28 protein-coding genes are annotated in these 26,542 nt (G+C 73.4%); 13 read left to right on the forward strand and 15 right to left on the reverse strand.

Annotated elements, in window-relative coordinates:
* The 11 genes from JWP64_RS17410 to JWP64_RS31570 all read right to left on the reverse strand — a co-directional run.
* The coding region (locus JWP64_RS17410) for an ATP-binding cassette domain-containing protein (RefSeq protein WP_297498167.1) at positions 1–463 on the reverse strand (463 nt) is incomplete at its 3' end.
* Positions 464–468: 5 nt separating this feature from the next.
* Positions 469–1,545: an ABC transporter substrate-binding protein gene (locus JWP64_RS17415; protein ID WP_297498170.1), complete on the reverse strand. Its 1,077-nt coding sequence runs from the start codon at positions 1,543–1,545 to the stop codon at positions 469–471.
* Between the two features lie 27 nt (positions 1,546–1,572).
* A complete protein-coding gene (locus JWP64_RS17420) occupies positions 1,573–2,469 on the reverse strand; it encodes a sulfite exporter TauE/SafE family protein (protein ID WP_297498173.1) in 897 nt (298 codons plus the stop codon).
* Positions 2,470–2,558: 89 nt separating this feature from the next.
* The gene (locus tag JWP64_RS17425; RefSeq protein WP_297498176.1) at positions 2,559–2,705 is read right to left on the reverse strand and encodes a hypothetical protein; all 147 of its coding nucleotides are present in this window, start codon (positions 2,703–2,705) and stop codon (positions 2,559–2,561) included.
* Positions 2,706–2,948: 243 nt separating this feature from the next.
* Complete coding sequence (locus tag JWP64_RS17430; protein ID WP_297498178.1) at positions 2,949–3,659, reverse strand: sirohydrochlorin chelatase; 711 nt, start codon at positions 3,657–3,659, stop codon at positions 2,949–2,951.
* Between the two features lie 84 nt (positions 3,660–3,743).
* Complete coding sequence (locus tag JWP64_RS17435) at positions 3,744–5,024, reverse strand: GTP-binding protein (protein WP_297498182.1); 1,281 nt, start codon at positions 5,022–5,024, stop codon at positions 3,744–3,746.
* Positions 5,024–5,926 (reverse strand): sulfate adenylyltransferase subunit CysD, encoded by a 903-nt coding sequence (gene cysD, locus JWP64_RS17440; protein WP_297498186.1) that lies wholly within the window; start codon positions 5,924–5,926, stop codon positions 5,024–5,026. Before cysD ends, JWP64_RS17435 begins: the two co-directional genes overlap by 1 nt.
* A 61-nt stretch (positions 5,927–5,987) precedes the next feature.
* Positions 5,988–6,692, reverse strand: a complete 705-nt coding sequence (locus tag JWP64_RS17445; protein WP_297498188.1) for a phosphoadenylyl-sulfate reductase — start codon at positions 6,690–6,692, stop codon at positions 5,988–5,990.
* The gene (locus JWP64_RS17450; RefSeq protein WP_297498191.1) at positions 6,689–6,877 is read right to left on the reverse strand and encodes an Insertion element protein; all 189 of its coding nucleotides are present in this window, start codon (positions 6,875–6,877) and stop codon (positions 6,689–6,691) included. The genes JWP64_RS17445 and JWP64_RS17450 overlap by 4 nt, the downstream gene beginning before the upstream one ends.
* 150 nt (positions 6,878–7,027) lie before the next feature.
* On the reverse strand, positions 7,028–8,704 hold the full coding sequence (locus tag JWP64_RS17455) for a nitrite/sulfite reductase (RefSeq protein ID WP_297498194.1): 1,677 nt from the start codon (positions 8,702–8,704) through the stop codon (positions 7,028–7,030).
* A gap of 135 nt (positions 8,705–8,839) precedes the next feature.
* Positions 8,840–8,941: a putative leader peptide gene (locus tag JWP64_RS31570; RefSeq protein ID WP_341337772.1), complete on the reverse strand. Its 102-nt coding sequence runs from the start codon at positions 8,939–8,941 to the stop codon at positions 8,840–8,842.
* Between the two features lie 1,334 nt (positions 8,942–10,275).
* Between JWP64_RS31570 and hemW the strand changes: the two genes are divergently transcribed.
* The gene (hemW, locus tag JWP64_RS17460; protein ID WP_297498196.1) at positions 10,276–11,451 is read left to right on the forward strand and encodes a radical SAM family heme chaperone HemW; all 1,176 of its coding nucleotides are present in this window, start codon (positions 10,276–10,278) and stop codon (positions 11,449–11,451) included.
* Between the two features lie 100 nt (positions 11,452–11,551).
* Entirely contained in the window at positions 11,552–12,355 is an 804-nt protein-coding gene (locus JWP64_RS17465) for a lipase (protein WP_297498199.1), read from the forward strand.
* A 76-nt stretch (positions 12,356–12,431) separates the two neighbouring features.
* Here JWP64_RS17465 and JWP64_RS17470 read toward each other — a convergent pair whose 3' ends face one another.
* The 4 genes from JWP64_RS17470 to JWP64_RS17485 form a co-directional block, all read right to left on the reverse strand.
* On the reverse strand, positions 12,432–13,262 hold the full coding sequence (locus tag JWP64_RS17470; protein ID WP_297498202.1) for an ABC transporter permease subunit: 831 nt from the start codon (positions 13,260–13,262) through the stop codon (positions 12,432–12,434).
* Positions 13,259–14,224: an ABC transporter ATP-binding protein gene (locus JWP64_RS17475; protein WP_297498205.1), complete on the reverse strand. Its 966-nt coding sequence runs from the start codon at positions 14,222–14,224 to the stop codon at positions 13,259–13,261. Before JWP64_RS17475 ends, JWP64_RS17470 begins: the two co-directional genes overlap by 4 nt.
* Positions 14,221–15,333: a hypothetical protein gene (locus JWP64_RS17480; protein ID WP_297498208.1), complete on the reverse strand. Its 1,113-nt coding sequence runs from the start codon at positions 15,331–15,333 to the stop codon at positions 14,221–14,223. Before JWP64_RS17480 ends, JWP64_RS17475 begins: the two co-directional genes overlap by 4 nt.
* Positions 15,334–15,454: 121 nt before the next feature.
* Positions 15,455–15,640, reverse strand: coding sequence for a hypothetical protein (locus JWP64_RS17485; protein ID WP_297498211.1), 186 nt, complete (start codon positions 15,638–15,640; stop codon positions 15,455–15,457).
* A gap of 68 nt (positions 15,641–15,708) precedes the next feature.
* On the opposite strand from JWP64_RS17485, the gene hrcA reads away from it, so the two are divergent.
* The 11 genes from hrcA (at position 15,709) to era (ending at position 26,518) form a co-directional block, all read left to right on the forward strand.
* Positions 15,709–16,728, forward strand: coding sequence for a heat-inducible transcriptional repressor HrcA (hrcA, locus tag JWP64_RS17490; protein ID WP_297498215.1), 1,020 nt, complete (start codon positions 15,709–15,711; stop codon positions 16,726–16,728).
* Positions 16,729–16,787: 59 nt separating this feature from the next.
* A complete protein-coding gene (dnaJ, locus tag JWP64_RS17495) occupies positions 16,788–17,957 on the forward strand; it encodes a molecular chaperone DnaJ (protein WP_297498218.1) in 1,170 nt (389 codons plus the stop codon).
* Between the two features lie 29 nt (positions 17,958–17,986).
* On the forward strand, positions 17,987–18,757 hold the full coding sequence (locus JWP64_RS17500; protein ID WP_297498220.1) for a 16S rRNA (uracil(1498)-N(3))-methyltransferase: 771 nt from the start codon (positions 17,987–17,989) through the stop codon (positions 18,755–18,757).
* A gap of 359 nt (positions 18,758–19,116) precedes the next feature.
* On the forward strand, positions 19,117–19,932 hold the full coding sequence (locus tag JWP64_RS17505) for an alpha/beta hydrolase (protein WP_297498223.1): 816 nt from the start codon (positions 19,117–19,119) through the stop codon (positions 19,930–19,932).
* Between the two features lie 86 nt (positions 19,933–20,018).
* Positions 20,019–20,552 carry an isochorismatase family protein gene (locus JWP64_RS17510; RefSeq protein WP_297498228.1) on the forward strand — a complete coding sequence of 178 codons (534 nt, stop codon included), beginning with the start codon at positions 20,019–20,021 and terminating at the stop codon, positions 20,550–20,552.
* 172 nt (positions 20,553–20,724) lie between these two features.
* Positions 20,725–21,750: a PhoH family protein gene (locus tag JWP64_RS17515; protein ID WP_297498231.1), complete on the forward strand. Its 1,026-nt coding sequence runs from the start codon at positions 20,725–20,727 to the stop codon at positions 21,748–21,750.
* A 185-nt stretch (positions 21,751–21,935) separates the two neighbouring features.
* Positions 21,936–22,487: an rRNA maturation RNase YbeY gene (gene ybeY, locus JWP64_RS17520; protein ID WP_297498234.1), complete on the forward strand. Its 552-nt coding sequence runs from the start codon at positions 21,936–21,938 to the stop codon at positions 22,485–22,487.
* A 37-nt stretch (positions 22,488–22,524) separates the two neighbouring features.
* Positions 22,525–23,946, forward strand: coding sequence for a hemolysin family protein (locus JWP64_RS17525; RefSeq protein ID WP_297498237.1), 1,422 nt, complete (start codon positions 22,525–22,527; stop codon positions 23,944–23,946).
* Positions 23,933–24,295 (forward strand): cytidine deaminase, encoded by a 363-nt coding sequence (locus JWP64_RS17530; protein ID WP_297498239.1) that lies wholly within the window; start codon positions 23,933–23,935, stop codon positions 24,293–24,295. The genes JWP64_RS17525 and JWP64_RS17530 overlap by 14 nt, the downstream gene beginning before the upstream one ends.
* Entirely contained in the window at positions 24,292–25,515 is a 1,224-nt protein-coding gene (lhgO, locus tag JWP64_RS17535) for an L-2-hydroxyglutarate oxidase (protein ID WP_297498242.1), read from the forward strand. Before JWP64_RS17530 ends, lhgO begins: the two co-directional genes overlap by 4 nt.
* A gap of 76 nt (positions 25,516–25,591) precedes the next feature.
* Positions 25,592–26,518 (forward strand): GTPase Era, encoded by a 927-nt coding sequence (gene era / locus JWP64_RS17540; protein WP_297498245.1) that lies wholly within the window; start codon positions 25,592–25,594, stop codon positions 26,516–26,518.
* Positions 26,519–26,542 lie beyond the last annotated feature (24 nt).

Raw genomic sequence — 26,542 nt, forward strand, 5'->3', positions numbered from 1 at the left:
GAGCCAGGGAGACGCGCTGGCGCATCCCGCCGGAGAGCTCGTGCGGCCGCTTCGACCCCAGCCCGTCGAGCCGGACGAGCTCGAGCAGCTCCTCGGCCCGGCGCTTCCGCTCGCGTCGCGACCGTCCCGCCAGGCGCAGCGGGAGCTCGACGTTGCGGCCCGCGGTCAGCCACGGCAGCAGTGCGGGCTCCTGGAACATGAACGACGGCCGCGACGTCGTCAGCGCGACGTTCCCGGACGTCGGCTCGTCCAGCCCCGCGACCAGGTTGAGCAGCGTGGACTTGCCGCAGCCCGACGCCCCGAGCAGGCAGACGAACTCGCCCGGCCGCACCTGGAGATCGATCCCGTGCAGCGCGGTGACCCCGGACGCGCCCGAGCCGAACGTCTTGCCGACGCCGGCGAGGGTGACGGCCGGCTCGCCGGAGGTGCGCCGGGCGGTCGCGTTCTCGATCACTGCGGTCATCCGAGTCATCCCTGTGCCTTGTCGAGGCCCGCCGCGTCCACGGTGGGCTGGCCGGCCTGCGTGCGGACGGCGTTGAGCGCGGTGACGTCGACGAAGCCCGCCAAGTTCGTCTCGGTCGGCGTGGCGCCCGCGGTGACGCTGTCCTTGGACAGCTGCGGGAAGGTCGCGGCGAGCGGGTCGCTGTCGAACTGCTGTTCGGTGAACGCCCGGTTCAGGACGGCGGGGCTCAGCGACGAGTTCGTGATCTTCTTGATCGCCTCGTTGGTGACCGTCTTCGCCTGCTCCTGCTGGCCGGTGGCGAAGTCGATCGCCTTCTGCTCGCCGCGCAGCAGGGCCTGGACGGTGTCCGGGTGCTGCTGGAGGTACTCGGTGCGGACGATCAGGACCGTCGTCGGGAACTTGCCGTCCGGCCAGAGGCTCTTCTCGTCGACGAGGACCTCGGCGCCGGCGTCGACGAGACGGGAGCTCCACGGCTCGGGGAGCCAGCCGCCCGCGACCTGGCCCTGCTTGAACAGGTCCAGTGTGCGGGGGTTGTCGATGTTCTGGACGGTGACCTTGTCCGGGCCGTCGCCGATCTCGAGGTTGTTCTCCTTGAGCCACTTCTTGAGTGCGACGTCCTGGGTGTTGCCGAGCTGGGGCGTCGCGATGGTCTTGCCCTTGAGCTGCTCGGGCGAGGTGATGTCCGGCGACGTGACGAGCTGGGCGCCTGCGGACGTCGAGCCCGCGATCAACCGGACCGCCTGGCCGTTGGACTTGGCGAACGCGTTGATGGCCGGGCTGGAGCCGATGAACCCGGCGTCGAGCGAGCCACCGAGCAGCGCGCTGACCTCGTCGGGGCCGGCGTTGAAGGTCTGCGGGGTGAGCTTCGTGGAGCCGAGCTCGGCGGCGAAGAGACCCTGGTCCACGCCGATCAGCGCAGGGGCGTGGGTGATGTTCGGGAAGTAGCCCAGGCGCAGCTCGGCGGCGGGGGAGGTGGCGGCGGGTGCGGCCGTGGTGTCGTCCTGCGCGCGCGAGCACGCGGCGAGGGACACGACGGCGAGTGTCGCGGCGAGGAGGGCGGGGATCCGGGATCGGAGGCGCATGGCCTGTGCTTTCTCGAGGAAGGGGAGTCAGGTGGTGGCGACGAGCTCGCGCTCGGTGGCGGCGGCCGTCGCCCGCAGCTTCCGGAGCGCGACGGTGACCGCCGTGGCCCACGCCGCGAGGATCAGCACGTAGATCGCGGCGGTGGCCGGTCCGGGGAGGTCGAGGGCCCGCAGGACGGTGCGCGCGTTGGTGAACACGATGATCCCGCCGACCGCGGTGCCCAGCACGGGCGCCGGGATCCTGGTGACGAGCCACGCTGCGATCGGCGCGGCGATCACGCCGCCGAGGAACAGCCCGCCGATCGTCCACGGGTCCAGCACGGCGCTGCCGAGGCCGAGCAGGAAGCCGCCGCCGGCGGCCACCGCGACGAGGAACTCCGACGTGTCGACCGAGCCGATCACCGTGCGGGGCGCAGTCTTGCCGGCGGTGAGCAGCGCGGGGGTCGCGACCGGACCCCAGCCGCCGCCACCGGAGGCGTCGATGAAGCCCGCGAGCAGGCCGAGCGGGGACAGGAACTTCGCGCGGTGCGGCGAGACCCGGGCCGCCCCGACCTTCGGCGGGCTCACCGAGAAGCGCAGCAGGATGTACACGCCCAGCGCCAGCAGGATCCCGGACATGATCGGGGCCGCGCTGTCCGTGGACAGGGCCGAGAGCACCGTCGCACCGAGGAACGCACCGACCGCGCCGGGCACCCCCAGCTTGAGCACGAGCTTCCAGTCGACGTTGCCGAAGCGCCAGTGCGAGGCGCCGGCGGCGAGTGTCGTCCCGACCTCCGCGAGGTGCACCGACGCGCTGGCCGCGGCCGGGTTCACCCCCGCGATCAGCAGCAGCGAGGTCGAGGTGACCCCGTAGGCCATGCCGAGGGCGCCGTCGACGAGCTGGGCACCCAGCCCGACGAGGGCGAAGACGATGAGCGTGCGCATGAGGACGGAGATCTCTCGCGTGGTGGTGACGTGGTTCGGGCGCGCGGGCGCACCACGGCGTCAGGGAACGACGACCGGGGCGGGAAGGTTCAGCGACAGAACTCGTCGAACGCGTGGCCGCGGCGCGACGGCCAGAACAGCTCCAGGTCCGTGGCCCGCAGCGGGGTCACCGCGAACGCGCCGGCCCGGCGGGAACCGGGTCGGGCGGGCTGCTGGTGCAGCGCGGCGGCGAACATGACCCAATCGTGCGACGTGGGCGCCCGAGGAACAACTGGGCGTCCGTGATGCGGGAGCGCCGCGAAATGTCCGGACGTAACGGTGTGATCAACGGCGGGCCGCGTGAACTGCGATGACGCCGCGGTGACGGGCGGGTGACGCCGGTTCGCCGCTCGCGCAGCGGGATTCGGCGTGGTGGGTGTCTCAGACGTTCGGCCCGGACGTTTCCGACCGTCCGTTCCACCGGCAAGGGCGGAACGGGATCAGATGATCTCCGCGAGCGCCGTATCGGCCTTGATCGCGGGACGGGCGGCGGCCGCGCGGTACCGGGACAGGACGACGTCCGCGACGGCCGCGTGGGCGCCGAGGGCCTCCGCGACGGGCGCGCCCGCCGCCCGGGTGTGGACGCGGTCGAGCAGGCGTCCGGGGGCGAGGAACCAGGAGGCGACCGCGATCCGGCGGGCGCCGCGTCGGCGGAGATCGGCGATCGCGGTCGGGACGTCCGGCGCGGCCGTGGCGAACGCGGCGGCCGCGAGGGGCCAGCGTCGGGCCAGGTCGTGGACGGTGGCGTTCGCGGCGGCATGCGACGAGCCGGTGCCCGCGAGGACGATCCCGAGGCCGGGGTCCCCGGGGGCGACGCCGAGCCGGGCGAGCCGTTCCGCGGCGACGTCGAGCAACGCCGGGTCCGGGCCGAGCACGTCGGAGACCCGCACGTCCTGCCCCGGGCGCCGGGCCTGCGCGACGACGGCCGGGATGTCGACCCGGGCGTGGTACGCGGCGCCCAGGAGCAGCGGCACGACGACCGCGGGCCGATCGAGAGCGGCCAGCACGTCGTCGAGGCGGGGGTGGTCGAAGTCCAGGAACGCGGGCCGGACGTCGAGCCCGGGCGCGCGGGACCGCACGACGTCGAGCAGCGCGGCGATCGTCGAGGCGGAACGCGGATCCCGGCTGCCGTGCGCGACCGGCACCAGCACCGGCGACTCGCGTGGCCCCGGGCCCCGACTCGCGGGGCCCGGGACCCCGGCTCGCGAGGCGTGGGGGGTCGGGATGGCGGCCGCCTACGAGGTGAGCGGGGTGAGCGCCAGAGGCGTGCCGACGAGACCCGCGGCGAGCGTGTTGCCGGTCGGCGGGTCGATCAGCAGGAAGCTGCCGGTGGCGCGGACGTCCGCGTAGTCGTCGACGGGCAGGGCGTCCGCCGTACGCAGGGTGACGCGGCCGATGTCGTTGAGCTCCAGCGTCTCCGCCTCGACCTCGGTGAGGGTGTCCGTGTCGATCCGGCACTCCGGCGCCCCGACGATCACCTGCGTGGTCCGGGTGCCGTGCTTGAGCAGCAGCCGGGCTCCCGCGCGCAGCGGCTTCTCGGCGAGCCAGCAGAGCGTCGCGTCGATCACGCTGGTGACCCGCGGCTCGGCGTCCGCCGCGACGATCATGTCGCCACGGGAGATGTCGATGTCGTCCGCGAGCAGGATCGTGACGCTGCGCCCCGCGGTGGCGGCGTCCAGCGGCCCGTCCGCGGTGTCGACCCTGGTGACGGTCGTGCGGCGGCCCTCGGGGAGGACCACGACGGTGTCACCGGGCCGCACCGAGCCGGACGCGACCTGACCCGCGTAGCCGCGATAGTCGTGCAGCGCCTCGGTGCGCGGGCGGATCACGTACTGGACGGGCATGCGGAAGGGCTTCGCGACCTCCGGCCCGACGACCGGGACGGACTCGAGGTGCCCGAGCAGCGTCGGCCCGTCGTACCAGGGCGTGTGCGCCGAGCGCTCGACGACGTTGTCCCCGACCAGCGCGGACACCGGGATGGTCTGCACGGCCTCGTCCGGGAAGCCCAGCGAGCGGGCGAGCCCGGCGAAGTCCTTCGCGATCGCCGTCAGGACGGCCTCGTCGTAGCCGACCAGGTCGATCTTGTTGATCGCCAGCACCAGCCGGGGGACGCGCAGCAGCGCGAGCACCGTGGCGTGCCGGCGGGTCTGCTCGACGATGCCGTTGCGGGCGTCGACGAGCAGCACGGCGAGCTCGGCGGTGGAGGCGCCGGTGACGGTGTTGCGCGTGTACTGGACGTGCCCGGGGGTGTCCGCGAGGACGAACTCCCGGGTCGGCGTGCCGAAGTAGCGGTACGCCACGTCGATCGTGATGCCCTGCTCGCGCTCGGCGCGCAGGCCGTCGACCAGCAGCGACAGGTCCGGCGTGGACAGTCCCTTGTCGACCGAGGCGCGCTGGACGGCCTCGATCTGGTCCGCGAGGACGGACTTGGTGTCGTAGAGCAGCCGCCCGACGAGAGTGGACTTGCCGTCGTCGACGGAGCCGGCCGTCGCGAACCGGAGCAGATCCCTAGTCATCAGAAGTAGCCCTCACGCTTGCGGTCCTCCATGGCGGCCTCGGACATGCGGTCGTCCGCGCGGGTCGCGCCGCGTTCGGTGAGCCGGGAGGCGGTGACCTCGGCGATGATCTCGTCGAGGGTGGTGGCGGTGGACTGGACGGCGCCGGTGCACGAGCCGTCGCCGACCGTCCGGTAGCGGACCGAGAGCTGCTCGAGCTGCTCGGTGCCGCGAGGGCCGCCCCACGGGCCCTCGGCGAGCCACATGCCGTCGCGCTTGTAGACCTCGCGCTCGTGCGCGTAGTAGATCGTCGGCAGCTCGATGTTCTCCCGCTGGATGTAGCGCCAGACGTCGAGCTCGGTCCAGTTGGAGATCGGGAAGACGCGGACGTGCTCGCCCGGGGCGTGCCGTCCGTTGTAGAGGTTCCACAGCTCGGGGCGCTGCTTGCGCGGGTCCCAGCGGCCGAAGGCGTCCCGCAGGCTGAGGATGCGCTCCTTGGCGCGGGCGCGCTCCTCGTCCCGGCGGCCGCCGCCGAACACCGCGTCGAACCTGCTCTCGACGATCGCGTCGAGCAGCGGCTGGGTCTGCAGCGGGTTGCGGGTGCCGTCCGCGCGCTCGACCAGGCGACCGTCGTCGATGTAGTCCTGGACCTTCGCGACCTCGAGCCGCAGGCCCAGGCGCTCGACGAGCGAGTCCCGGAAGTCGATGACCTCGTCGAAGTTGTGCCCGGTGTCGACGTGGAGCAGCGGGAACGGCACCGGCGCGGGCGCGAACGCCTTCACGGCCAGGTGCACCAACAGCGTCGAGTCCTTGCCGCCGGAGAAGAGGATCACCGGCCGGTCGAACTCGCCCGCGACCTCGCGGAAGATGTGGATGGACTCCGACTCGAGCGCGTCGAGCGCGTCCAGCGCGGGCGCGGTCAAGCTGCACCTCCGGTGCTCGTGCGTGAATAACGGTGTTCGGGCGAGGTCTTCCGCGCACGGGTCATGAGACGTGCAGCCCGCACTCGATCTTGCCCGTGCCCGCCCAGCGACCGGAACGCGGATCCGCGCCGGGGGCCGGCCTGGCGGTGCAGGGGGCGCAGCCGATGCTCGGGTAGCCGGCGTCGACGAGCGGGTTCACGAGGATCCCGTTCTCGTCGATGTAGGCCTGCATCTCCTCGTCGCTCCAGGCGGCGATCGGGTTGATCTTGACGAGGCCGAACTTCTCGTCGTAGGTGATCAGCGGCGTGTTCGCCCTGGTCGGGGCCTCCACGCGGCGGACGCCGGTGACCCAGGCGTCGTAGCCCGCCAGCGTGTCCTGCAGCGGCGCGACCTTGCGCAGCGCGCAGCACCGGTTCGGCTCCCGCGCGAAGAGGTCCTTGCCCTCGTTCGCGTCCTGCTCGGCGACGGTCTGCCTGGCCTCGGCGTTGACCATCTTCACGTCGTAGACCTGCTCGACGGCGTCCCGCGTCCCGATGGTCTCGGCGAAGTGGTAGCCCGTCTCCAGGAAGAGGATCTCGACGCCGGGCCGGGCCTTGGCGGCGAGGTCGACGAGCACCGCGTCCTGCATGTTCGACGCGACGATCATCCGGGAGCCGAAGGTCTCGGCGGCCCACGCCAGCAGCCGCTGGGCCGTGGCGGCCGGACCCAGCTCGGCGGCGCCGCGCTCGGCGACGGCCCTGAGGTCGGTCTCGGTGGCAACGCTCATGAGTCCGCTCCTAGCTTCTCCGGTGCCGTCTCCGGGACGCCGATCCCGACGAAGGTCACGACGAACGTGCGGAGGCAGCTCGAGCACCACCAGGCCGCGCCGGGGACCTTCTCGCTGCGCGCGGCGGGGCGCAGGTCCTCTTCTCCGCAATACGGGCAGTGGTAGGGGACGACCCGCTCGGTCACAGGCCCTCCTCGCTGACGCTGGTCGGGCCCGTGCCCCGGGGTGCTGCGCCGAATGGTGACCTCGCGAGCTCGGTCACAGGCCCTCCTCGCTGACGCTCGTCGGCCCCGTGCCCCGGGGTGCTGTGCCGAATGGTGACCTCGCAAGCTCGGTCACTTGAGATCGCCCTCGTCGGCGCGCAGGACCCAGGTGGCGAACCGCTCGCCGGGCTCGCGCTGCGCGATGTAGGTCCGCACGACGCGCTCGACGTAGTCACCCAGCTCGGCGCTGGTGACCTTGAGCCCGCGCAGCTTCCGGCCGAACCCGGCGTCGAGGCCGAGCCCGCCGCCCAGGTGGACCTGGAAGCCCTCGACCTGGTTCTTGTCCGCGTCGGGGACGATCATGCCCTTGAGGCCGATGTCCGCCACCTGGGTGCGGGCGCAGGAGTTGGGGCAGCCGTTGAGGTGGATCGAGACCGGGGTGTCGAGGTCGCCCTGGATGTCCGCGAGCCGCTTCTCCAGGTCCTCGACCAGGCGGATCGCCCGCTCCTTGGTCTCGACGATCGCGAGCTTGCAGAACTCGATGCCGGTACAGGCCATGGTCGAGCGCCGCCACGGCGACGGCTCGGCCTGCAGGCCCAGCGCGTCCGCCTCGGCCTTCAGCGCGTCGACGGCGGCGTCCGGGACGTCGAGGACGACGACCTTCTGCTGCGCCGTCAGCCGGACGCGCTTCGAGCCGGCCGTCTCGGCGGCCTTGGCCAGGGAGATCAGCGTGCTGCCGGAGACGCGTCCGGACGCCGGGGCCAGCCCCACGAAGTTGCGGCCGTCGACCTGCTTGTGCACGCCCACGTGGTCGATCGGGACCTCGGGGACCTCGGGAGCCGGACCGTCGATCAGCTTGCGACCGAGGTACTCCTCCTCGAGGACCCGGCGGAACTCCTCCACGCCCCAGTCCGCGACCAGGAACTTGATGCGGGCGCGGTGGCGCAGCCGGCGGTAGCCGTAGTCCCGGAAGACCGAGATGACGCCGGCCCAGACGTCCGGGATCTCGTCGAGCGGCACCCACGCCCCGAGCCGCTGCGCGATCTTCGGGTTGGTGGAAAGCCCGCCGCCGACCCAGAGGTCGAAGCCCGGGCCGTGCTCCGGGTGGTCGACGCCCACGAAGGAGATGTCGTTGATCTCGTGCGCGACGTCCTGCTGCCACGAGATCGCGGTCTTGAACTTCCGCGGGAGGTTCGAGAACTCCTTGCTGCCGATGTAGCGGTCCAGGATCGTCCGGATCGCGGGCTCGGGGTCCAGCTTCTCGTCCGCGGAGATGCCGGCCACCGGGGAGCCGAGGATCACGCGCGGGGTGTCCCCGCAGGCCTCGGTGGTCAGCAGGCCGACGCCCTCGACCTTCTCCCAGATCGCCGGCATGTCCTCGACGCGGATCCAGTGGTACTGGATGTTCTGCCGGTCGGTGATGTCCGCGGTGTCCCGGGCGTACTGCTGGCTGACCTCACCGAGGACACGCAGCTGCTCGGTGGTGAGCGCGCCGCCGTCGCAGCGGATCCGCAGCATGAAGTAGCGGTCGTCCAGCTCCTCGGGCTCGAGGCTGGCCGTGCGGCCGCCGTCGATCCCCGGCTTCCGCTGGGTGTACAGGCCCCACCAGCGGAAACGGCCGCGCAGGTCGGCCGGGTCGATCGAGTCGAAGCCGCCCTTCGCGTAGATGTTCTCGATCCGCGCGCGCACGTTGAGCCCGTCGTCGTCGCGCTTGCTGCGCTCGTTCGGGTTCAGCGGCTCGCGGTAGCCGAGCTTCCACTGGCCTTCGCCGCGCTTGCGCTTGGCGGGTGCAGGGGTGGTGGGGGGCATGTGGTGGGAGCTCCCGTGTCTGGGATCGAACACAAGCGGGGCCTGGGCTCATCGCGACGCCGTTCGGAAGCGTCGTCGCGGTGAGGGATCCGGCGCCGGATGGGTCTGGAAGGACGAGGTCGACGGCGTGCGCGCTCAGCGCGAGAGTCGACAGAGCGCGCTGCTCACCCGATGCAGGTCCACGTGGCGCCGGGCGACGAGGCCAGGCGCCCGCAGGTGCAGAGTCAGCGCGGTCACGCCCAACAGGGTGCCACGCTGTCCGGACCAACGGCCAGCGCATGCCCGGATGCTGGGAGAGGATTCACAACCGGGGCCCGTGGTTGGGACGCGCCGGGGTGGGCACTACCGACGGATCGGCGTTTGACGACCACGGCGGAGGAGTCATACCTGCTCGGCACCGGGCCGGTCCGGGGACCACCCCCGTCGCCGACCGGTTGGGGCGCGAGCGCCCGGCTGCGCGGCGGCGTCCGCTTGCCGCGGCGGCGGTCGGGCTCGGGCTGCTCGGAGCCGGCGCAGTCGCGACGGGCGCCGTTGTCGACGCGGCGACACGACGACCTCGGTCCCACACCCCCGCCGCGTCGTCCATCGGGCGCCGGGCCGCTGCGACGCCGAGCCGTCGCCGCAGGACGACGGCCGGCGCCCGGCCGATCGCCCCGGCGAGCACCGCACTCGGCCGATCGCCCGACGTCGAAGGGCGGGGCGGGCTGTTCGTGAGCCACCGGTACCGATCTCGTCCGGTCGGAGACCGAGGTCCAGTGCGCGTTCGCGATCGTGAACTGATTCCCTGTTCCACCCCAGGGGCGAGCCCCGGCCGCAATGATCGGCGGGTGCGCGGACACGACGTGACCCTCGGCCCCGGCCCCTTCCGGCTCGCGGAGTACGCCGGGCAGCGGCTGGCGTTGGCCGTGCCCTTCGCCGTTCCCGGCCTCGCGATGCTGATGCTCGGTGACGCGGTGGGGAGCACCGGTCTGCACGCCTACGGCCCGGGGCTCCTTGCGTTCGGAACCCTTTGGTGCGTGGGGGCGGCGGTCCCCGCGGTGTGCCGTGTCGTGTCGCGGCGGCGCCGTCGGTTGCATCTGTCGGAGCACGGCATCGGGGTCGACCCGGCCCGAGGTCGGGACCTGCTCCGCATCGCCTGGGGGGACCTGGCCACCGTCACGGTGATCGACACCGGCCGGTTCGGCGCGGAGCCGGTTCTGAGATTCGATCTCCTGCTCGGAACGCACCCGACCGGACTCGGGGCACGGCGGGCCTCGAAGCGAGATCCTCGGGCGGCGAGCGAGGAGTGGCACTTCCCGATCGCCGGATTCGATCCGGAGGAGGTGCGAAGGGCGCTTCGGGCGCACGTCGCGGTCGGGCGGACGGGCGGGGCGACCACCGTCCCGCGGGCGTCGTCGTGGCGGAGGGGTCGTCCGTCGCGCGGTGGTCTGGGCTCCCGGCTCCGAAGAGCAACGGAAGGGAGTGGAGGGAAGCCGAGCCCGCCGTCCGTTCCGGATGGGACGCAGCGCGGCCGTTCCCGCCACTGATCCCGGACGCGCCTCGCCACCTCCGGACGCGGTTACCGTGGTGTCGTGACCCCTGCGACGCCCTTCGGCATCTACGTCCACGTGCCGTTCTGCGCGTCCCGCTGCGGCTACTGCGACTTCAACACCTACACGGCCTCCGAACTGGACGGGTCCGGCGCCTCACCGGACGGCTGGCTGGAGGCGGTCCGCCGGGAGCTCGCGCTCGCCCACCGCACGGTCGGGGACCGGCCCGTCGACACCGTGTTCGTCGGGGGAGGGACGCCGTCGCTGATCGGCGCCGGGCGCCTCGGTGCCGTCCTCGACACGATCCGCGACGAGTTCGGGCTCGCTCCGGACGCCGAGGTGACCACCGAGTCCAACCCCGAGTCCACCTCCCCGGAGTTCTTCGCGGGCCTCGTGGACGCGGGCTTCACCCGGGTCTCCCTCGGGATGCAGTCCGCGGCGCCCCACGTGCTGCGCATCCTGGACCGCCGGCACACGCCGGGCCGCGCCGTCGAGGCCGCGCAGGAGGCGCGCCGGGCGGGGATCGAGCACGTCAACCTCGACCTCATCTACGCGACGCCCGGCGAGACCACGGACGACCTGCGCGCCTCCGTCGAGGCGGTGCTCACCGCGGGCGTCGACCACGTCTCGGCGTACTCCTTGATCGTGGAGGACGGCACCGCGCTGGCCCGCCGCGTGAAGCGCGGCGAGCTGCCCGCCCCGGACGACGACGTCGCCGCGGAGCGCTACGAGCTGATCGACGACCTGCTGAGCGCGGCCGGACTGGGCTGGTACGAGGTCTCCAACTGGGCCTTTTCGCCCGAGGCGGAGTGCCGGCACAACCTCGGCTACTGGCTGGACGGGGACTGGTGGGGCGCGGGCCCCGGCGCCCACTCGCACCTCGCCGGGACGCGCTGGTGGAACGTCAAGCACCCCGCGCGCTACGCGTCGATGCTGTCCGACGGCCTCTCCCCGGAGCTGGACCGCGAGGAGCTGACCCCGGACGAGCAGCACACGGAACGGGTGATGCTGCGGCTGCGGCTGGCGTCCGGGCTCCCGCTGGACCTGCTCGACGACGCCGCCCGTGCCGAGGCCGGCCGCGTCGCGGACCAGGGCCTGCTCGACCCCGCCGTGCTGCGGCAGGGCCGCGCCGTCCTGACCCGCCCCGGCCGCCTGCTCGCGGACCGCGTCGTGCAGGACCTCCTCCTCGCCTCCGAGGCCGAGGCCGCGCGCGCATGACCCCCGCGAGTCGGCACTTCCGGTCGTCCGAACCGCACGACGTGGGCCATCCGGGATGGGCGTTTCGGACGACCGAAAACACCGACTCGCGGGGGAGGCGGTGAGCCCGCGGCGGCGGCTGCTCGCCGCGATCCTGGCGCTGGTCGTGCTCGTCGCGGTGGTGCTCGTCGGCGCCCGGGTCGCGGGGTCGTCCGGCGGCGACGTCGGCGAGGTCGGCCCCGCCGCCCGGCCCGCCCAGGACCGGCCCGGCACGGTCCTGCTCGTCCCCGGTTACGGCGGCAGCCGGGACTCCCTGCTCCAGCTCGCCTCCCGGATCGAGGCCACGGGCCGGGACGCGCAGGTGCTCACGCTCGTCGGCGACGGAACGGGTGGCCTGTCGGCCCAGGTCGACGTGCTCGACGCCGCCGCGGACGCCGCCCTCGCCGCGGGCGCCCCGTCCGTCGACGTGGTCGGCTACTCGGCCGGCGGTGTGGTCACCGGGCTGTGGATCTCCCGGGACGACGGCGCGGCGAAGGCCCGGCGCGTCGTCACGATGGGGTCGCCGCTGCACGGGACGTCGCTCGCCGCCCTCGCCATCGCCCAGGCCCCCGACGCCTGCCCTGTCGCGTGCCGCCAGCTCGCCCCGGGGTCGGCGGAGGTCACCGAGCTGGACCGGGCGGACGTCGGCGCGGCCGTGCCCTGGCTCTCGATCTGGACCGCCGACGACGAGACCTCGACGCCGCCGGAGACCGCCTGCCTCGACGGGGCGACGAACGTCCGGGTCCAGGACGTCTGCCCGGGCGCCCGGGTGGGGCACTCGAACCTGCCGCGAGACGCGACCGTCACCGGCCTGGTGCTGCGGGCGATCGGGACCGGGCCCGTCGACGTCGCGGGTGCGGGCTGCGGAGCCGCACCCGCAGGCTGACCCCGTGGGGGTCCTCGCAGGTCAACGGGGGTCGTGCGCGTGAAACCTCGCTCTAGCGAGGTTTCACGCGCACAGGTCAGCTGGTGACGTCCTTCGTCGCGAAGTTGGCCCACGCCGCGCCGAACGCGACGACGACGTAGCCGCCCTCGACGAGGAGGCCGCGGTGGACCGAGTCCCAGAGGATCGGGTCCCGGTAGAGGTCGATCCAGGCGAGCCAGTGGGTCGTCGGCAGGTACGGCTGGATCGCCGAGGCCGCGTCGAGCGGGGTCAGCGCGGCGCTCGCCACGACGACCGCCAGCACCCCGAGCGTGGCGGCCAGCGGAGAGTCCGTGAGCGTCGAGAAGAACAGCCCGATCGCCCCGAGGGCCAGCATGCAGAGCGCGAGGTACCCGACGGTCACGCCGGTGCGGACCACCACGTCCACGGGCGTCAGGGTCGCGCCCGAGAGCGACGGGATGCCGCCCCCTCCGCCGAGCGACGCGTCGGGCCCGAACCCGAACGCCAGCACCCCCACGACGTAGGACACGACCGTCACCAGCAGCACCGCGAGCAGCACGTAGACCGCGACGGAGATCAGCTTGGCGGTGAGCAGCCGTAGCCGCCCGACGGGCCGGACGAGCAGGTAGCGCAGGGTCCCGGCCGTCGCCTCGCCCGCGATCGCCTCCCCGGAGACGATCGCCACGGTGATCGGCAGGAACACCGGCAGGACGAGTGCGAGCGCGGCGGCCGGGAAGATCTGCCCGTTGGTCACGACGGCGGAGAGGAAAGCGCCGCCGCTACCCGGCGGGGGCGTGAGGCGGGTGGCGGCGAGCAGGATCGCGACCAGCGTCGGCAGGGCGCAGAGCAGGATCCAGCACAACCAGACCCGGCGCCGGCGCAGCATCAGCCGGAGCTCGACGCCGATCACCGCTCGCCCCCGGGGATCGGGATCGGGCCGGTCGGGTCGTCGGCGGGCGGCGGCCGCCCGTCCACCCGGTCCGCTCCCGGTCCGGTCAGCTCCAGCACCACCTGTTCCAACGTCCGCCTCTCCGCGCCCAGCCCGCTCACCCGCACCCCGCCGGCGACGAGCCGCGCGTTCAGCTCCGCCGCGTCGTCGCCCCGCACGACCAGTTCGTTCCCGACCCGGGACAGGACCCGCCCGTCGAGCAGCCCGAGGGCCGACGCCGGGTCGGGCGTCGTCAGCAGGATCCGGCCCGTCGGCGTGCGCAGGGCGTCGAGCGGGGAGTCGAGCACCAGCCGCCCGGAGTCCATGATCCCGACCTGCGTGCACAGCGCCTCCACCTCGCTGAGCAGGTGGCTGGACAGCACGACCGTCGTCCCGGCCTCGTTCAGCTCGGTCAGCAGCGACCGCATCTCCTGGATCCCGCGCGGGTCGAGGCCGTTCGTGGGTTCGTCGAGCAGGAGCAGGCGCGGGCCGCGCAGCAGGGCCGCGGCGATGCCGAGGCGCTGGCGCATGCCGAGGGAGTAGGCACGCACCGGGCGGCGGTCGACCCCGCCGAGCCCGACCTGCTCCAGCACGTCCTCGACGCGGCGGCGCCGGTCCCGCAGACGGCCCCCGCGGCCGGCGGCGTCGAGCAGCCGCAGGTTCGCCCGCCCGGACAGGTGGCCCCACGCGGCCGGGCCCTCCACCAGCGCCCCGACGTGCGGCAGCACGTTCGCGGCCCGGCGCGGCATCGCTTCGCCGAACACCTCGATCGAGCCGGACGTCGCGTGGACGAGCCCGAGCAGCATCCGGACCGTCGTCGTCTTGCCGGAGCCGTTGGGCCCGAGCAGGCCGAACCGGACGCCCTCGGGCACCCGGAGGTCGACGCCGTCGACGGCGGTCACCCGGCCGAAGCGCTTGGTGAGCCCGGCGGTCGCGATGATCACGGCCGGCCCCTCGCCGGCAGCTCGCGCACGGCCTGTTCCAGCACCGCGGGCGCGACCGTCCCGACCAGCAGCCTCCCGCCCCGACGGATCCCCCCGCGGGCCACGACGGTGATCAGCGGCGAGCTGACCCGCACCGCGCGCCCGACCGGCACCTCGACGGCCACGCCGCCCGCGATCGCCGCGCCCTCGATGACCCGGTCCGCGATGCCGCGGCTGGCCGGGACCAGCGCGAACCCGGCGACCCCGGAGCCGTAGAGGCCGACGCCCGGCAGAGTGGCGTCCCCCAGCGGGACGAGGTCGCGGCCCGCCAGCCGGGCAGGCGGGTCGGGCGCGTCGAGCTGGCGCAGGGCGCCGGCGAGGTCCGCGGCGTCCGCGGTCACCGAGCCCGCGCCGGGCGGGAGGGCGGGGGTGAGGGTGCGGTCGTCGGGCGCGGTCAGGGAGACCTCCTGGAACTCGGTGAACAGCACGGGCAGGCCCGGATCGGTGCGCCCGGCGACCTCGACGCGCAGCGGCAGCCCGGAGTCCGGGTCCAGCCAGACGTCGATCCGGGCGACCGTCGTGTCCGGGTCGCCCGGCGTCACCCGGAACCCCGAGGCGCCGATGCCCGCGACCCGCCGGCCCGGGATGGTCGAGACCGGATCCGACCTGGTCAGGCCGACGAGCCGGCGTGCCAGCTCGGGCGGGTCGAGGTCGGCCGGGCGGGGGAGCCGGACCGGAGTGCTGCCGGAGACGGTCGTGAGCTGGTTCGCGCCGAAGTCCCAGACGTACTCGACACCGTCGCGGTGGTAGGTGTCCCGCTCGCCGGCCGGCGTCAGCTCGTCGACGCGCCAGCGGTCGGGGCCCGCGCGGTAGGAGCGGATCGTGGTCGTGCCGGTCAGCAGGGCGGTCGTCGACTGCAGCTGCGGGATCTCGGGGAGGCCGAGGCGCCCGGTGCTGCGCGCGAGGCCGGTGAAGGGCGGATGGCCGGCGAGGACCCGGGCGCGGAGGTCCTCGGCGGGCAGGTCCGCGCCGACGGGCAGCAGCCCGCCCGCGGGTCCGGCTCCGAGCAGGGCGGCGGAGCCGGCGGCCACCAACACCCAGCGCCGGCTGAACCGAGGCGGACCACCCATCGCGCCGACCATGCCGCGCCCTGCGTGTGACCCGGGTGTGGTCAGGCTGTTGACGAGCGACGCGTGAGCCAGCTACCCGCGCTCGGCTGGGAGAGCTCGTGGACCAAGCTCGACGCCCTCGTCACCGGCTGAGATGGGCCCGGCCGCGGGCGGAGAGCCGGAAGCCGACCTCCAGGCTCTCCGTCAGCCCCAGCTCCTTGAGCCTGTCGCGGCGCAGCAGCACGGCTGCGGATCCTGCCCGGTCGCGGGCGCGGACGTCGAGCGGGTCACACCTCGCGATCCGGGCGGTACGCGGTTGCGTCCGCATAGACTGGAGCGCATACCGATGACGTGGGTGACCGTCTGCGGTCCCCGATTTTCGCGAGGAGGTGCCCGGTGAACTCGGACGAACGTCGCTTCGCCGTCCTCCAGGCGATCGTCGCGGACTACGTGTCCACCCAGGAGCCCGTGGGCTCCAGGGCGATCGTGGAGCGGCACAATCTCGGCGTCTCCAGCGCCACCGTGCGCAACGACATGGCCGCGCTGGAGGAGGACGGGCTCATCGCCCAGCCCCACACCAGCGCCGGCCGCATCCCGACGGACAAGGGCTACCGGCTCTTCGTCGACCGGCTGGCCTCGGTCAAGCCGCTGTCCGGGCCCGAGCGCAAGGCCGTGCAGTCGTTCCTGGAGGGCGCGGTCGACCTCGACGACGTGCTGCGCCGCAGCGTCCGGCTGCTGGCCCAGCTCACCCGTCAGGTCGCCGTGGTGCAGTACCCGACGCTCACCCGCTCCACCGTCCGCCATCTCGAGGTCGTCCAGCTCACGCCCGCGCGGCTGATGCTGGTGCTGATCACCGACAGCGGCCGGGTGGACCAGCGGGTGGTCGATCTCGGGCAGGTCGTCGGCGAGGAGGAGGTCGGACGGCTGCGCTCGCTCCTCAACGGAGCGCTGGTCGGGCGGAAGCTCGCGGACGCGTCCGCCGAGGTGGCGGAGCTGCCGGAGTCCGCGCCGCGCGAGCTGCGGGACGTCGTGGTGACGCTGTCCACGGTCCTGATCGAGACGCTGGTGGAGCACCCCGAGGAGCGGCTGGTGCTCGGCGGCACGGCCAACCTGACCCGCAACACCGCGGACTTCCCGGGGTCGATGCGGCAGATCCTCGAGGCGCTCGAGGAGCAAGTCGTGGTGCTGAAACTGCTGGCCTCGGCGAAGGACCCGGGCCTGGTGACGGTACGGATCGGCGAGGAGAACGAGTCCTCGGACCTGCACACCGCCTCGGTCGTGTCGATCGGCTACGGGCCGGGCACGGTGCTGGGCGGAATGGGCGTTGTCGGGCCCACCCGGATGGACTATCCGGGAACCATCGCGGCGGTGCATGCCGTCGCCCGTTACGTGGGTGAGATCCTGACGGGGCGCTGAGCTTCTCCGCGCGGTCGGGATACGAGCTGTCGAGCTGAAGGATCATGGGGAATTCGAGGGTGGCACGCGACTACTACGGGATCCTGGGCGTCGAACAGGGCGCGGGTCCCGACGAGATCAAGCGGGCGTACCGCAGGCTCGCCCGGGAGCTCCATCCCGACGTGAATCCGGAACCGGGGGCGCAGGAAAAGTTTCGCGAGGTCAGCACCGCCTACGAGGTGCTGACGGACCCGGAGAAGCGGCGCATCGTCGACCTCGGCGGCGACCCGCTGGACAACGGGCGCGGCGGCGGCGGTGGCGCCGGCGGGGGAGACCCGTTCAGCGCCTTCGGCTTCGGCGACATCATGGACGCCTTCTTCGGCGGCGCCGGGGGCGGCCGCGGCCGGGGCCCGCGCAGCCGGGTCCAGCCCGGTGCGGACGCGCTGATCCGGATGCAGCTCACCCTCGAGGAATGCGCGACCGGCGTGCAGCGCGAGCTGACCGTCGACACCGCGGTGCTCTGCTCGGAGTGTTCCGGCTCCGGCTGCGCGCCCGGCACCTCCCCGCAGACGTGCGACATCTGCGACGGCCGCGGCGAGATCCAGAGCGTGCAGCGCTCGTTCCTCGGCCAGGTCGTCACCTCACGCCCGTGCCCGACGTGCCGCGGCCTCGGCGAGGTCATCCCGGAGCCGTGCCGGCAGTGCGCCGGGGACGGCCGGGTGCGCTCGCGGCGCAGCGTCGGCGTGCGGATCCCCGCCGGCGTGGCCGACGGGATGCGCGTCCGACTGGCCGGACAGGGCGAGGTCGGCGCGGGCGGTGGCCCGGCCGGTGACCTGTACGTCGAGGTCGAGGAGGTGCCGCACGAGGTCTTCCAGCGCGACGGCACGGACCTCCACGTCACCCTGCCGCTCCCGATGACGGCCGCCGCGCTCGGCGCGACGCTGCCGCTCCCGATGCTCGACGGCGCGCTCGAGGACCTCGACATCGAGCCCGGCACCCAGGCCGGCGCGATGCGGACGCTGCGCGGCAAGGGCATGCCCCGGCTGCGTTCCACCGGCAGGATCGACGGGTACGGGGACCTCATCGTGCACATCGACGTCACGGTGCCCACCAAGCTGGACAAGGAGCAGACCGAGCTGCTGCGCCAGCTGGCGAAGCTCCGCGGCGAGGAGCAGCCGGACCTGGCGGTCGGGGCGCGCAACGGGCACGGGCTGTTCTCCCGGCTGCGGGACTCCTTCGGCGGTCGCTGAGTGGAGCTCGTGGCCCGGACGGCCGGCGCATGAGCACGGCGCCCCTTTTCCTGGTCGAGGAACTGCCGAAGGTCGGAGCGCACACCCTGACCGGTGCGGAAGGCCGGCACGCGGCCACGGTGAAGCGGATCCGCCCGGGCGAGATCGTGCTGCTCGCCGACGGCCGGGGCGGGCTGGCGCGCGCCGCGGCAGGTGAGGCGGGTAAGGACTCCCTGGAGCTCGACGTCCTCGATGCGGTCCGCCTCGATCCGCCGGCCCCGCGGGTGCTGCTCGCCCAGGCCCTGGTGAAGGGCGACCGCGGCGAGCTCGCGGTCGAGACCGCCACCGAGGCGGGCGTCGACGGGGTGATTCCGTGGCGGGCCGCGCGCTGTGTCGCGAAGTGGGAGCAGGGCCCGCGCGGGGAGAAGGCGCTCGCGCGCTGGCGCTCGACCGTGCGGGAGGCGGCGAAGCAGGCCCGGCGCCCCTGGGTGCCCACGGTGTCCGCGCCCGTCTCCACGGCCGAGCTCGCCCGTCGCGTGGGCGAGGTCGAGCGGACGCTCGTCCTCCACGAGAGCGCGGACGACGTCCTGCGCGCCTCCGACCTGCCTGCGAGCGGGGACGTCCTGCTGGTGGTCGGGCCGGAGGGCGGGATCTCCGACGCCGAGCTCGACACGCTGGTCGCCGCCGGTGCCCGGACCGTCCGGCTCGGCCCGGACGTTCTGCGCGCGTCCACCGCCGCGGCCGTCGCCCTCGGGGCGATCGGGGCGCTGACGGACCGCTGGACCGCGCGCCCCGACCCGTTCGCCGAGCCCTCCCGCTAGCCCCCGCGCGACACGCACGGCCGTATCGATTCCGAGTCCGGAAGGTCCCCGCTCGGCGGCCGGTAGGGACTATCGTCGGGCCGCGCCTGCCATGTGGCGGGAGAGGCTCGTGGCCGTTCGCGTCCACGAGGCCGCCGGAGGAGCCCCCCTCGGCCGGTGGCCACCACGTCGCGGTGATTGTCCCCCCAAGTCCGCCGCGACGTGGTCCTCCCCGTTCCCCGCGAGTCGCGGTATTTCCGTCACCGAGTCGCGGTACATCCGTGCTGCATCCGGACGATCCCACGCGTCTTGCGCTACGAACGTCACGTGTGCTCCTCTCCCGACGCGGCCTGCTCCCCCTCCTCCGATCGGCCTCGCTCATGACCGCCCGCAGTTCGGACCCGCGGCCCGCCGCCGGCGCCCCCGCGCCCCGTCGGATCGCGTACGGGGACCGGCCGAGCCAGTTCGCGGAGCTCTCCCTCCCCGCCGGCGACGGCCCGGTGCGCGGCACGGTCGTCGTGGTGCACGGCGGCTTCTGGCGCAGCAGCTACGGCCTCGAGCTCGGCCGCCCGCTCGCGATCGACCTCGCCGACGCCGGGTACGCGGCCTGGAACGTCGAGTACCGCCGGATCTCCGGTGGCGGCGGTCCCGACGAGGGCGGCTGGCCCGCGACCTTCGACGACGTCGCCGCGGCCGTCGACCACCTCGCCGACCTGCGCGAACCCCGCCTAGACCCGGCCCGCGTCGTCGGGCTCGGGCACTCCGCGGGCGGGCACCTCGTCGCGTGGCTCGTCGCCCGCCCGGGCCTGCCCGCCGGTGCGCCCGGTGCCTCCCCGCGGGTCGTGCTGCGCGGGGCGGTCAGCCAGGCGGGCGTGCTCGACCTGGTCGACGGCGCGGCCCTCGGGGGCGGCGCGGCCACCGACCTCCTCGGCGGCCCGCCCGCCCGGATCCCGGGCCGCTACGCCCTCGGTTCGCCGGCCGAGCGGCTGCCCGTCGGGGTGCCGGTGATCTGCGTGCACGGGACGGCGGACGGCAATGTGCCGCTGCGCCAGAGCCGCCGGTACGTCGAGCGCGCGCAGACCGCGGGGGACCCCGCGGAACTGGTCACGCTCGACGGCGCGGACCACTTCGCCGTCATCGACCCGGCCGCCGACGCCTGGCGCGTCTGCACCGAGGCCCTCGCCCGCCTGCTGTAGCCCCGGCGTCCGACACGGAAACCGACGACTCGGTGCCGGGAACGCCCCGGGCGCGGGAAACTAGGGGCCGATCCGGGAGGACAACGATGTTGATATCGGCCAAGGGCTGCCTGCTGCTGCTCGTCGACCTGCAGGAACGGCTGATGCCGGCGATCTCCGGCGGCGAGGCGGTCGTCGCGAACGCGGTGCGGCTCGCGGAGGGCGCCGGGCTGCTCGGCGTGCCGGTCGCCGCCACCGAGCAGTACCCGGAGGGCCTCGGCCCGACCGTTCCCGAGCTGGCCGCGTATCCCCAGCTGGTGCTGCCCAAGACGGCGTTCGGGGCGGTCGGCGAGCCCGGGTTCGCGATGCTGCTGCCACCCGGGACGAAGGAGATCGTCGTCGCCGGGGCGGAGGCGCACGTCTGCGTGCTGCAGACCGTGATCGGGCTGCGCGAGGAGGGGCACCGGGTCGTCGTGGTGGCCGACGCGGTCGGGTCCCGGGTCCCGGTGAACCGGGACGCGGCGCTGACGCGGGCCCGCGAACACGGCGCCGAGGTCGTCACGACCGAGATGGTGCTGTTCGAATGGATGGGCGCCAGCACCCATCCCCAGTTCCGGGACGTGCAGAAACTCATCCGCTGAGCCGCTCGGAGAATGCGCGGCGAAGTGTCGGTACCGGCCGGTACCATTGATGCCGTCCCCGTCATGAGACCGAGAGCAGGCGACGAAGCAGTTGACCCAGCGGATTCCCGAGAGCCAGCGGACCCCTGAGACCCGGACACCTGAGACACAGCCGGACTCCGTCCAGTCCCGCATGGCCGTCCCGGACACCGCCCTGCTCGCGCTGCTCGGCTCCCACGACGAGAGCCTGCGCACCGCCGAGGAGTTGCTCGAGGCGGATGTCCACGTACGCGGTAACGAGCTCACCCTCACCGGTGTCCCGGCGGACGTCGCGTTCGCGGAGCGCGTCTTCACCGAGCTGATCACCCTCGCCGAGCGCGGCCAGCACGTCGGTTCGGACACCGTCCGGCGCACGGTCGAGATGCTCACCGAGGACGACCCCGCCACCGCCACGATCCGCGGCGAGTCCCCGGCGGAGGTGCTGAGCCTGGACATCCTGTCCCGGCGCGGCAAGACCATCCGCCCGAAGACCCTCAACCAGAAGCGCTACGTCGACGCGATCGACGCGCACACGATCGTCTTCGGCATCGGCCCCGCCGGTACCGGCAAGACCTACCTCGCCATGGCCAAGGCCGTGCAGGCGCTGCAGGCCAAGATGGTCAACCGGATCATCCTGACCCGGCCGGCCGTCGAGGCGGGGGAGCGGCTCGGCTACCTGCCCGGCACGCTCTACGAGAAGATCGACCCGTACCTGCGCCCGCTCTACGACGCGCTGCACGACATGCTCGACCCCGAGTCGATTCCCAAGCTCATCGCCGCGGGGACCATCGAGGTCGCGCCGCTCGCGTACATGCGTGGCCGCACGCTCAACGATGCGTTCATCATCCTGGACGAGGCGCAGAACACCACGCCCGAGCAGATGAAGATGTTCCTCACCCGGCTCGGGTTCGGCTCGAAGATCGTCGTGACCGGTGACGTCACGCAGATCGACCTGCCGAACAGCGCGCGGTCGGGGCTGCAGGTCGTGCAGGACATCCTCTTCGGCGTGGACGACGTGCACTTCGCGGAGCTCTCCAGCAGCGACGTCGTGCGGCACCGGCTGGTGGGGGACATCGTCGACGCCTACGCCCGCTTCGACGCCGCCTCGCAGCGGCCCGACCTGCGCAGCGCGGCGCCGCGGACCGGACCGCCGCAGGACCGGCGTTCGCGGCGCCGCTGAGCGACCGGCGACCTGACACAGGAAGTGGCGTCCTCGCACAGGTCCGGACCTGTGCGAGGACCGGGAAACCTGTGCCGGGTGGGGGTCGGGACCCCTCCCGCCCCGCGGCGACTACCCTCGCACCGGTGAGTGCCGGGGGCCCCGGCACCCGAAGCAGAGGTAGCCGTGATCCCCGAGGTTGGTCAGTGAGCATCGAGATCGTCAACGAGTCCGGCATCGCCGTGGACGAGTCGCTGATCGTCTCCGTCGCCCGGTACGCGCTCGACGTCATGCAGGTCAGCCCGGCCGTCGAGCTCGCGATCACCGCGGTGACCCTGGAGACGATGTCCGAGCTGCACGAGCGGTGGATGGACGAGCCCGGGCCCACGGACGTCATGGCGTTCCCGATGGACGAGTTCGCGGAGGACACGCGCCGCCCGGACGCGCCGGACATCGGCCCCGCGCTGCTCGGGGACGTCGTGCTCTGTCCGGCGTTCGCGAAGGACCAGGCCAAGCTGGCCGGGCACACGCTGGACGACGAGCTGCACCTGCTCACCGTGCACGGCGTCCTGCACCTGCTCGGCTACGACCACCACGAGCCGGACGAGGAGCGCGAGATGTTCGCGCTGCAGAACAAGCTCCTCGCGGACTGGCGGACGGACCGCGCGCGCACCGCCGCCCGGGAGGCGCAGCGCCGCAACGACTCCCGGCTGCTCGGCACGGTCGGCCTCGAGGACGACCGCCCCGCGACCCCATGAGCGACGCCCCGAGTACCGGCGACCGGGACCCCGCCCGATGAACGCCGTCGGCTTCCTGGTCATCGCCATCGTCCTGGTTCCGCTGGCCGGGCTGTTCGCCGCCGCCGACGCCGCGCTGACCTTCGTCTCCCGGGCCCGGGTCGACGCACTGGTCCGCAGCGGCAAGGCGGGCGCCCGCGCCCTGTCGAAGGTCGTCGCGGACCGGCCCCGGCACGTCAACCTGCTGCTCCTGCTCCGGCTGATGGCCGAGACCGCGGCCACCGTGCTGCTCGCCGTCGCCCTCGCCAGCTGGATCACGCCGCCCGGCCTGGGCGTCCTGCTCGCCGCAGTGATCATGGTCGTGGTCAGCTACGTGCTGATCGGCGTCGGCCCGCGCACCGTCGGCCGCCAGCATCCCTACGCCGTCGGGCTGGTCGTCGCGGTCCCGGTGCGGATGCTCGCGACGGTCCTGTCGCCGCTGGCGTCGCTGCTGATCCTGGTCGGCAACGCGATCACCCCCGGCCCCGGGTTCCGCGAGGGTCCGTTCTCGTCCGAGGTCGAGCTGCGCGAGCTCGTGGACATGGCCAGCACCCGCGGCGTCGTCGACGAGGACGAGCGCCAGATGATCCACTCGGTCTTCGAGCTGGGGGACACGATCGTCCGGGACGTCATGGTGCCGCGGCCGGACCTGGTCTGGGCCGAACGGGACATCCCGGTCGAGAAGGTCGTCCGGCTGGCGCTGAAGAGCGGGTACTCACGCATCCCGGTGCTCGGCGAGGGCATCGACGACATCATCGGCGTCGCGTACCTCAAGGACCTCGTCCGGGCGAGCTACGAGCGGCCGGACGCCCCGCTCCCGGAGGTCGTGCGGCCCGCCTTCTTCGTGCCGGACTCCAAGCGGATCGACGAGCTGCTCCGCGAGATGCAGCGCACGCGCATCCACATGGCGATCGTCGTCGACGAGTACGGCGGCACCGCCGGCGTCGTGACCATCGAGGACATCCTCGAGGAGATCGTCGGCGAGATCACCGACGAGTACGACCGCGACGAGGTGCCGGACGTCGAGCACCTGGACGGACGGACGCTGCGGCTCGCCGCCCGGCTGCCGGTGGAGGACCTCGAGGAGCTCTTCCAGGACGAGTTCGCCGGCACCGACCGGGAGGCGGCACTCGCCGAGGCGCTCGAGGACGCGGACGTCGACACCGTCGGTGGGCTGCTGGCCCAGCGGCTCGGCCGGGTCCCGCTCCCCGGGGCGGAGACCGAGGTGGAGGGCCTGCTGCACCTGCGCGGCGAGGGCGGCAAGGACGCGCGGGGCCGGATCCGCATCACGACGGTGCTGGTCACGCCCCTGGATCCGCCGGACGAGAACGACGAGGACGAGGACGAGGACCGGTCCGAGAACGACCGGACCGACGACGAGGACGGAGGGGCCCGGACCACCGAGGCCCTGCAGCGGGAGGAATCAGATGTCCGGCAGTGAGGGCGCCACACTCGACCCCGAGGACGCCAAGATCGTGACGCTCGCGCGGTCGTCGCGGGCACGCACCGGGGCCGCCGAGGGCGCCGCGGTGCGGGACACGGACGGCCGCACGTACGCCGCCGCGTCCGTCGACCTGCCGTCCTTGCGGCTCACGGCGCTGCAGGCGGCCGTCGCCGCCGCGGTGTCCAGTGGTGCCCCGGGCCTGGAGGCCGCCGCCGTCGTCACCGGGTCCGGAGCCGCGGACGACGCGTCCGTCGCCGCCGTCCGGGACCTCTCCCCGTCCGCCCTCGTGATCGTCGCCGACCCGGCGGGCACCGTCCTCACGACGCTCGAAGGAGCCTCCGCATGAGCACCACCCCCAAGTACGACGTCGTCGTGGTCGGTGGTGGCATCGTCGGCCTGGCCACCGCGCACGCGGTCGTCCGCACCGGGCGCAGCGTCGCCGTCGTCGAGCGCGAGCCGCAGCTGGCGAACCACCAGACCGGCAACAACTCCAACGTGATCCACTCCGGGCTCTACTACGCGCCGGGCGGGCTGAAGGCGCGCCTCGCCGTCGCGGGCTGCGCGGAGACCGTCGCGTTCTGCCGCGAGCACGACCTGCCGCACGACGTCTGCGGCAAGCTCGTCGTCGCCACCCACGACGACGAGCTCCCGCGCATGGCGGAGCTGGAGCGCCGCGGCCGGGCCAACGGCGTGGAGACCCGCCGCCTCGACGCCGAGGGCATGCGCGACCACGAGCCGGGCGTCCGCGGCATCGCGGCGTTGTGGGTGCCGTCGACCGGTATCTGCGACTACCGCGCGGTGGCCGAGAAGCTGGGCGAGCTGATCGTCAAGGAGGGCGGTGAGGTCCACCTCGGCCGCGCGGTGACCCGCATCGTCCGCCGGCCGGACGACGTCGTGGTCCGCACGGACGGCGGGGACCTCCTCGGCACCCAGGTGGTCGTCTGCGGCGGGCTGCGCTGCGACGAGCTGGCCAAGGCCTCGGGCGCGGACCCGGGCGTCCGGATCATCCCGTTCCGCGGCGAGTACTCGGGCTTCACCGAGGAGGCGGCCCAGCTGGTCAAGGGCCTGATCTACCCGGTCCCGGACCCCGCGTTCCCGTTCCTCGGGGTGCACGTCACCCGCGGCATCGACGGGCACGTGCACGCCGGCCCGAACGCCGTCCTCGCGCTGGCCCGGGAGGGCTACTCCTGGGGGACGATCAAGCCCAAGGAGCTGCTCGGGTCCCTCGTCTACCCGGGCATGCTCAGGATCGTGAAGCAGCACTGGCGCTACGGGCTGGGCGAGGTGCACCGCTCGCTGTCGAAGAAGGCCATGGTCAAGCAGATCCAGCGGATGCTGCCGGACGTCCGGGCCGAGCACCTCGTGCCCGCGGGCGCCGGGGTCCGGGCCCAGGCGGTGAAGGCGGACGGCACGCTCGTCGACGACTTCCTGTTCGTGGACCAGGGGACGGGCCGCGGCTCGGTTCTGCACGTGCTCAATGCGCCGTCGCCCGCCGCCACCGCCGCCCTGCCGATCGGCCGGGAGATCCTGCACCGGCTCACGGGCGAGACGCTGGGTGCGCTGTGATCCGCGCTGACGGGCCTGTGCGCGAAAACTGTTGCCAGGGCGTCGATTTCCGCGCACAAGCACCGGAGGTGCACTCATGACCAGCTTCTCCTGGCCGGACGACTTCCGGTCCGGCTTCGCCTGCTTCGTCGGGCGGCCCAACGCCGGCAAGTCGACGCTGACCAACGCGCTGATCGGGCAGAAGATCGCGATCACCTCGTCGCGGCCGCAGACGACGCGGCACGCGATCCGCGGGATCGTGCACCGGCCGGACGCGCAGCTCGTCGTCGTCGACACGCCGGGTCTGCACAAGCCGCGGACGCTGCTCGGCTCCCGGCTGAACGACGTCGTCCGCGAGACCTGGGCCGAGGTGGACGTGATCGGCTTCTGCGTGCCGGCGGACCAGCCCGTCGGGCGCGGGGACGAGTTCATCGTCAACGAGCTGAAGTCCGTCGCCGGGCGCACGCCGGTGATCGGTGTCGTCACCAAGACCGACAAGGCGAGCCAGGAGCAGATCGTCACCCGGCTCACCGAGCTGACGAACCTGATGGACTTCGCGGACGTCATCCCGGTCTCCGCGGTCGACGGCTTCCAGGTCGACGAGCTGCGGCACCTGCTGGTCTCGAAGCTGCCGGAGGGGCCGCCGCTCTACCCGGACGGCGAGCTCACCGACGAGCCGGAGGAGACCCTCGTCGCCGAGCTCATCCGGGAGGCTGCGCTCGAGGGCGTCCGGGACGAGCTGCCGCACTCGATCGCCGTGGTGATCGAGGAGATGATCCCGCGCGAGGACCGGCACCCCAAGGCCGCGCCGATGCTGGACATCCACGCGCTGATCTACGTCGAGCGCTCGAGCCAGAAGGGCATCGTCATCGGCAAGGGCGGCGCCCGGCTCAAGCAGGTCGGGACGGACGCGCGCCGACAGATCGAGGCGCTGCTCGGGACGAAGGTGTTCCTGGAGCTGCACGTGAAGATCGCGGAGAACTGGCAGCGGGACCCGAAGCAGCTCCGCAAGCTGGGCTTCTGAGTTTTCGCAGGTCAACCCGGGTTG

This window comes from Pseudonocardia sp. (genome assembly GCF_025465255.1).
Classification (GTDB): domain Bacteria; phylum Actinomycetota; class Actinomycetes; order Mycobacteriales; family Pseudonocardiaceae; genus Pseudonocardia.

Bases quoted from the DNA above. Each gene is read 5' to 3' on its own strand.
- JWP64_RS17480 (WP_297498208.1), bottom strand. From the start codon at position 15,333: ATGGGTGGTCCGCCTCGGTTCAGCCGGCGCTGGGTGTTGGTGGCCGCC.
- JWP64_RS17515 (WP_297498231.1), top strand. From the start codon at position 20,725: ATGGCCGTCCCGGACACCGCCCTGCTCGCGCTGCTCGGCTCCCACGAC.
- era (WP_297498245.1), top strand. From the start codon at position 25,592: ATGACCAGCTTCTCCTGGCCGGACGACTTCCGGTCCGGCTTCGCCTGC.
- JWP64_RS17435 (WP_297498182.1), bottom strand. From the start codon at position 5,024: ATGACTAGGGATCTGCTCCGGTTCGCGACGGCCGGCTCCGTCGACGAC.
- JWP64_RS17415 (WP_297498170.1), bottom strand. From the start codon at position 1,545: ATGCGCCTCCGATCCCGGATCCCCGCCCTCCTCGCCGCGACACTCGCC.
- JWP64_RS17445 (WP_297498188.1), bottom strand. From the start codon at position 6,692: ATGAGCGTTGCCACCGAGACCGACCTCAGGGCCGTCGCCGAGCGCGGC.
- lhgO (WP_297498242.1), top strand. From the start codon at position 24,292: ATGAGCACCACCCCCAAGTACGACGTCGTCGTGGTCGGTGGTGGCATC.
- JWP64_RS17530 (WP_297498239.1), top strand. From the start codon at position 23,933: ATGTCCGGCAGTGAGGGCGCCACACTCGACCCCGAGGACGCCAAGATC.
- JWP64_RS17485 (WP_297498211.1), bottom strand. From the start codon at position 15,640: ATGCGGACGCAACCGCGTACCGCCCGGATCGCGAGGTGTGACCCGCTC.
- JWP64_RS17420 (WP_297498173.1), bottom strand. From the start codon at position 2,469: ATGCGCACGCTCATCGTCTTCGCCCTCGTCGGGCTGGGTGCCCAGCTC.
- JWP64_RS17455 (WP_297498194.1), bottom strand. From the start codon at position 8,704: ATGCCCCCCACCACCCCTGCACCCGCCAAGCGCAAGCGCGGCGAAGGC.
- JWP64_RS17505 (WP_297498223.1), top strand. From the start codon at position 19,117: ATGACCGCCCGCAGTTCGGACCCGCGGCCCGCCGCCGGCGCCCCCGCG.
- JWP64_RS17510 (WP_297498228.1), top strand. From the start codon at position 20,019: ATGTTGATATCGGCCAAGGGCTGCCTGCTGCTGCTCGTCGACCTGCAG.
- JWP64_RS17500 (WP_297498220.1), top strand. From the start codon at position 17,987: ATGAGCACGGCGCCCCTTTTCCTGGTCGAGGAACTGCCGAAGGTCGGA.
- JWP64_RS17425 (WP_297498176.1), bottom strand. From the start codon at position 2,705: ATGTTCGCCGCCGCGCTGCACCAGCAGCCCGCCCGACCCGGTTCCCGC.
- JWP64_RS17525 (WP_297498237.1), top strand. From the start codon at position 22,525: ATGAACGCCGTCGGCTTCCTGGTCATCGCCATCGTCCTGGTTCCGCTG.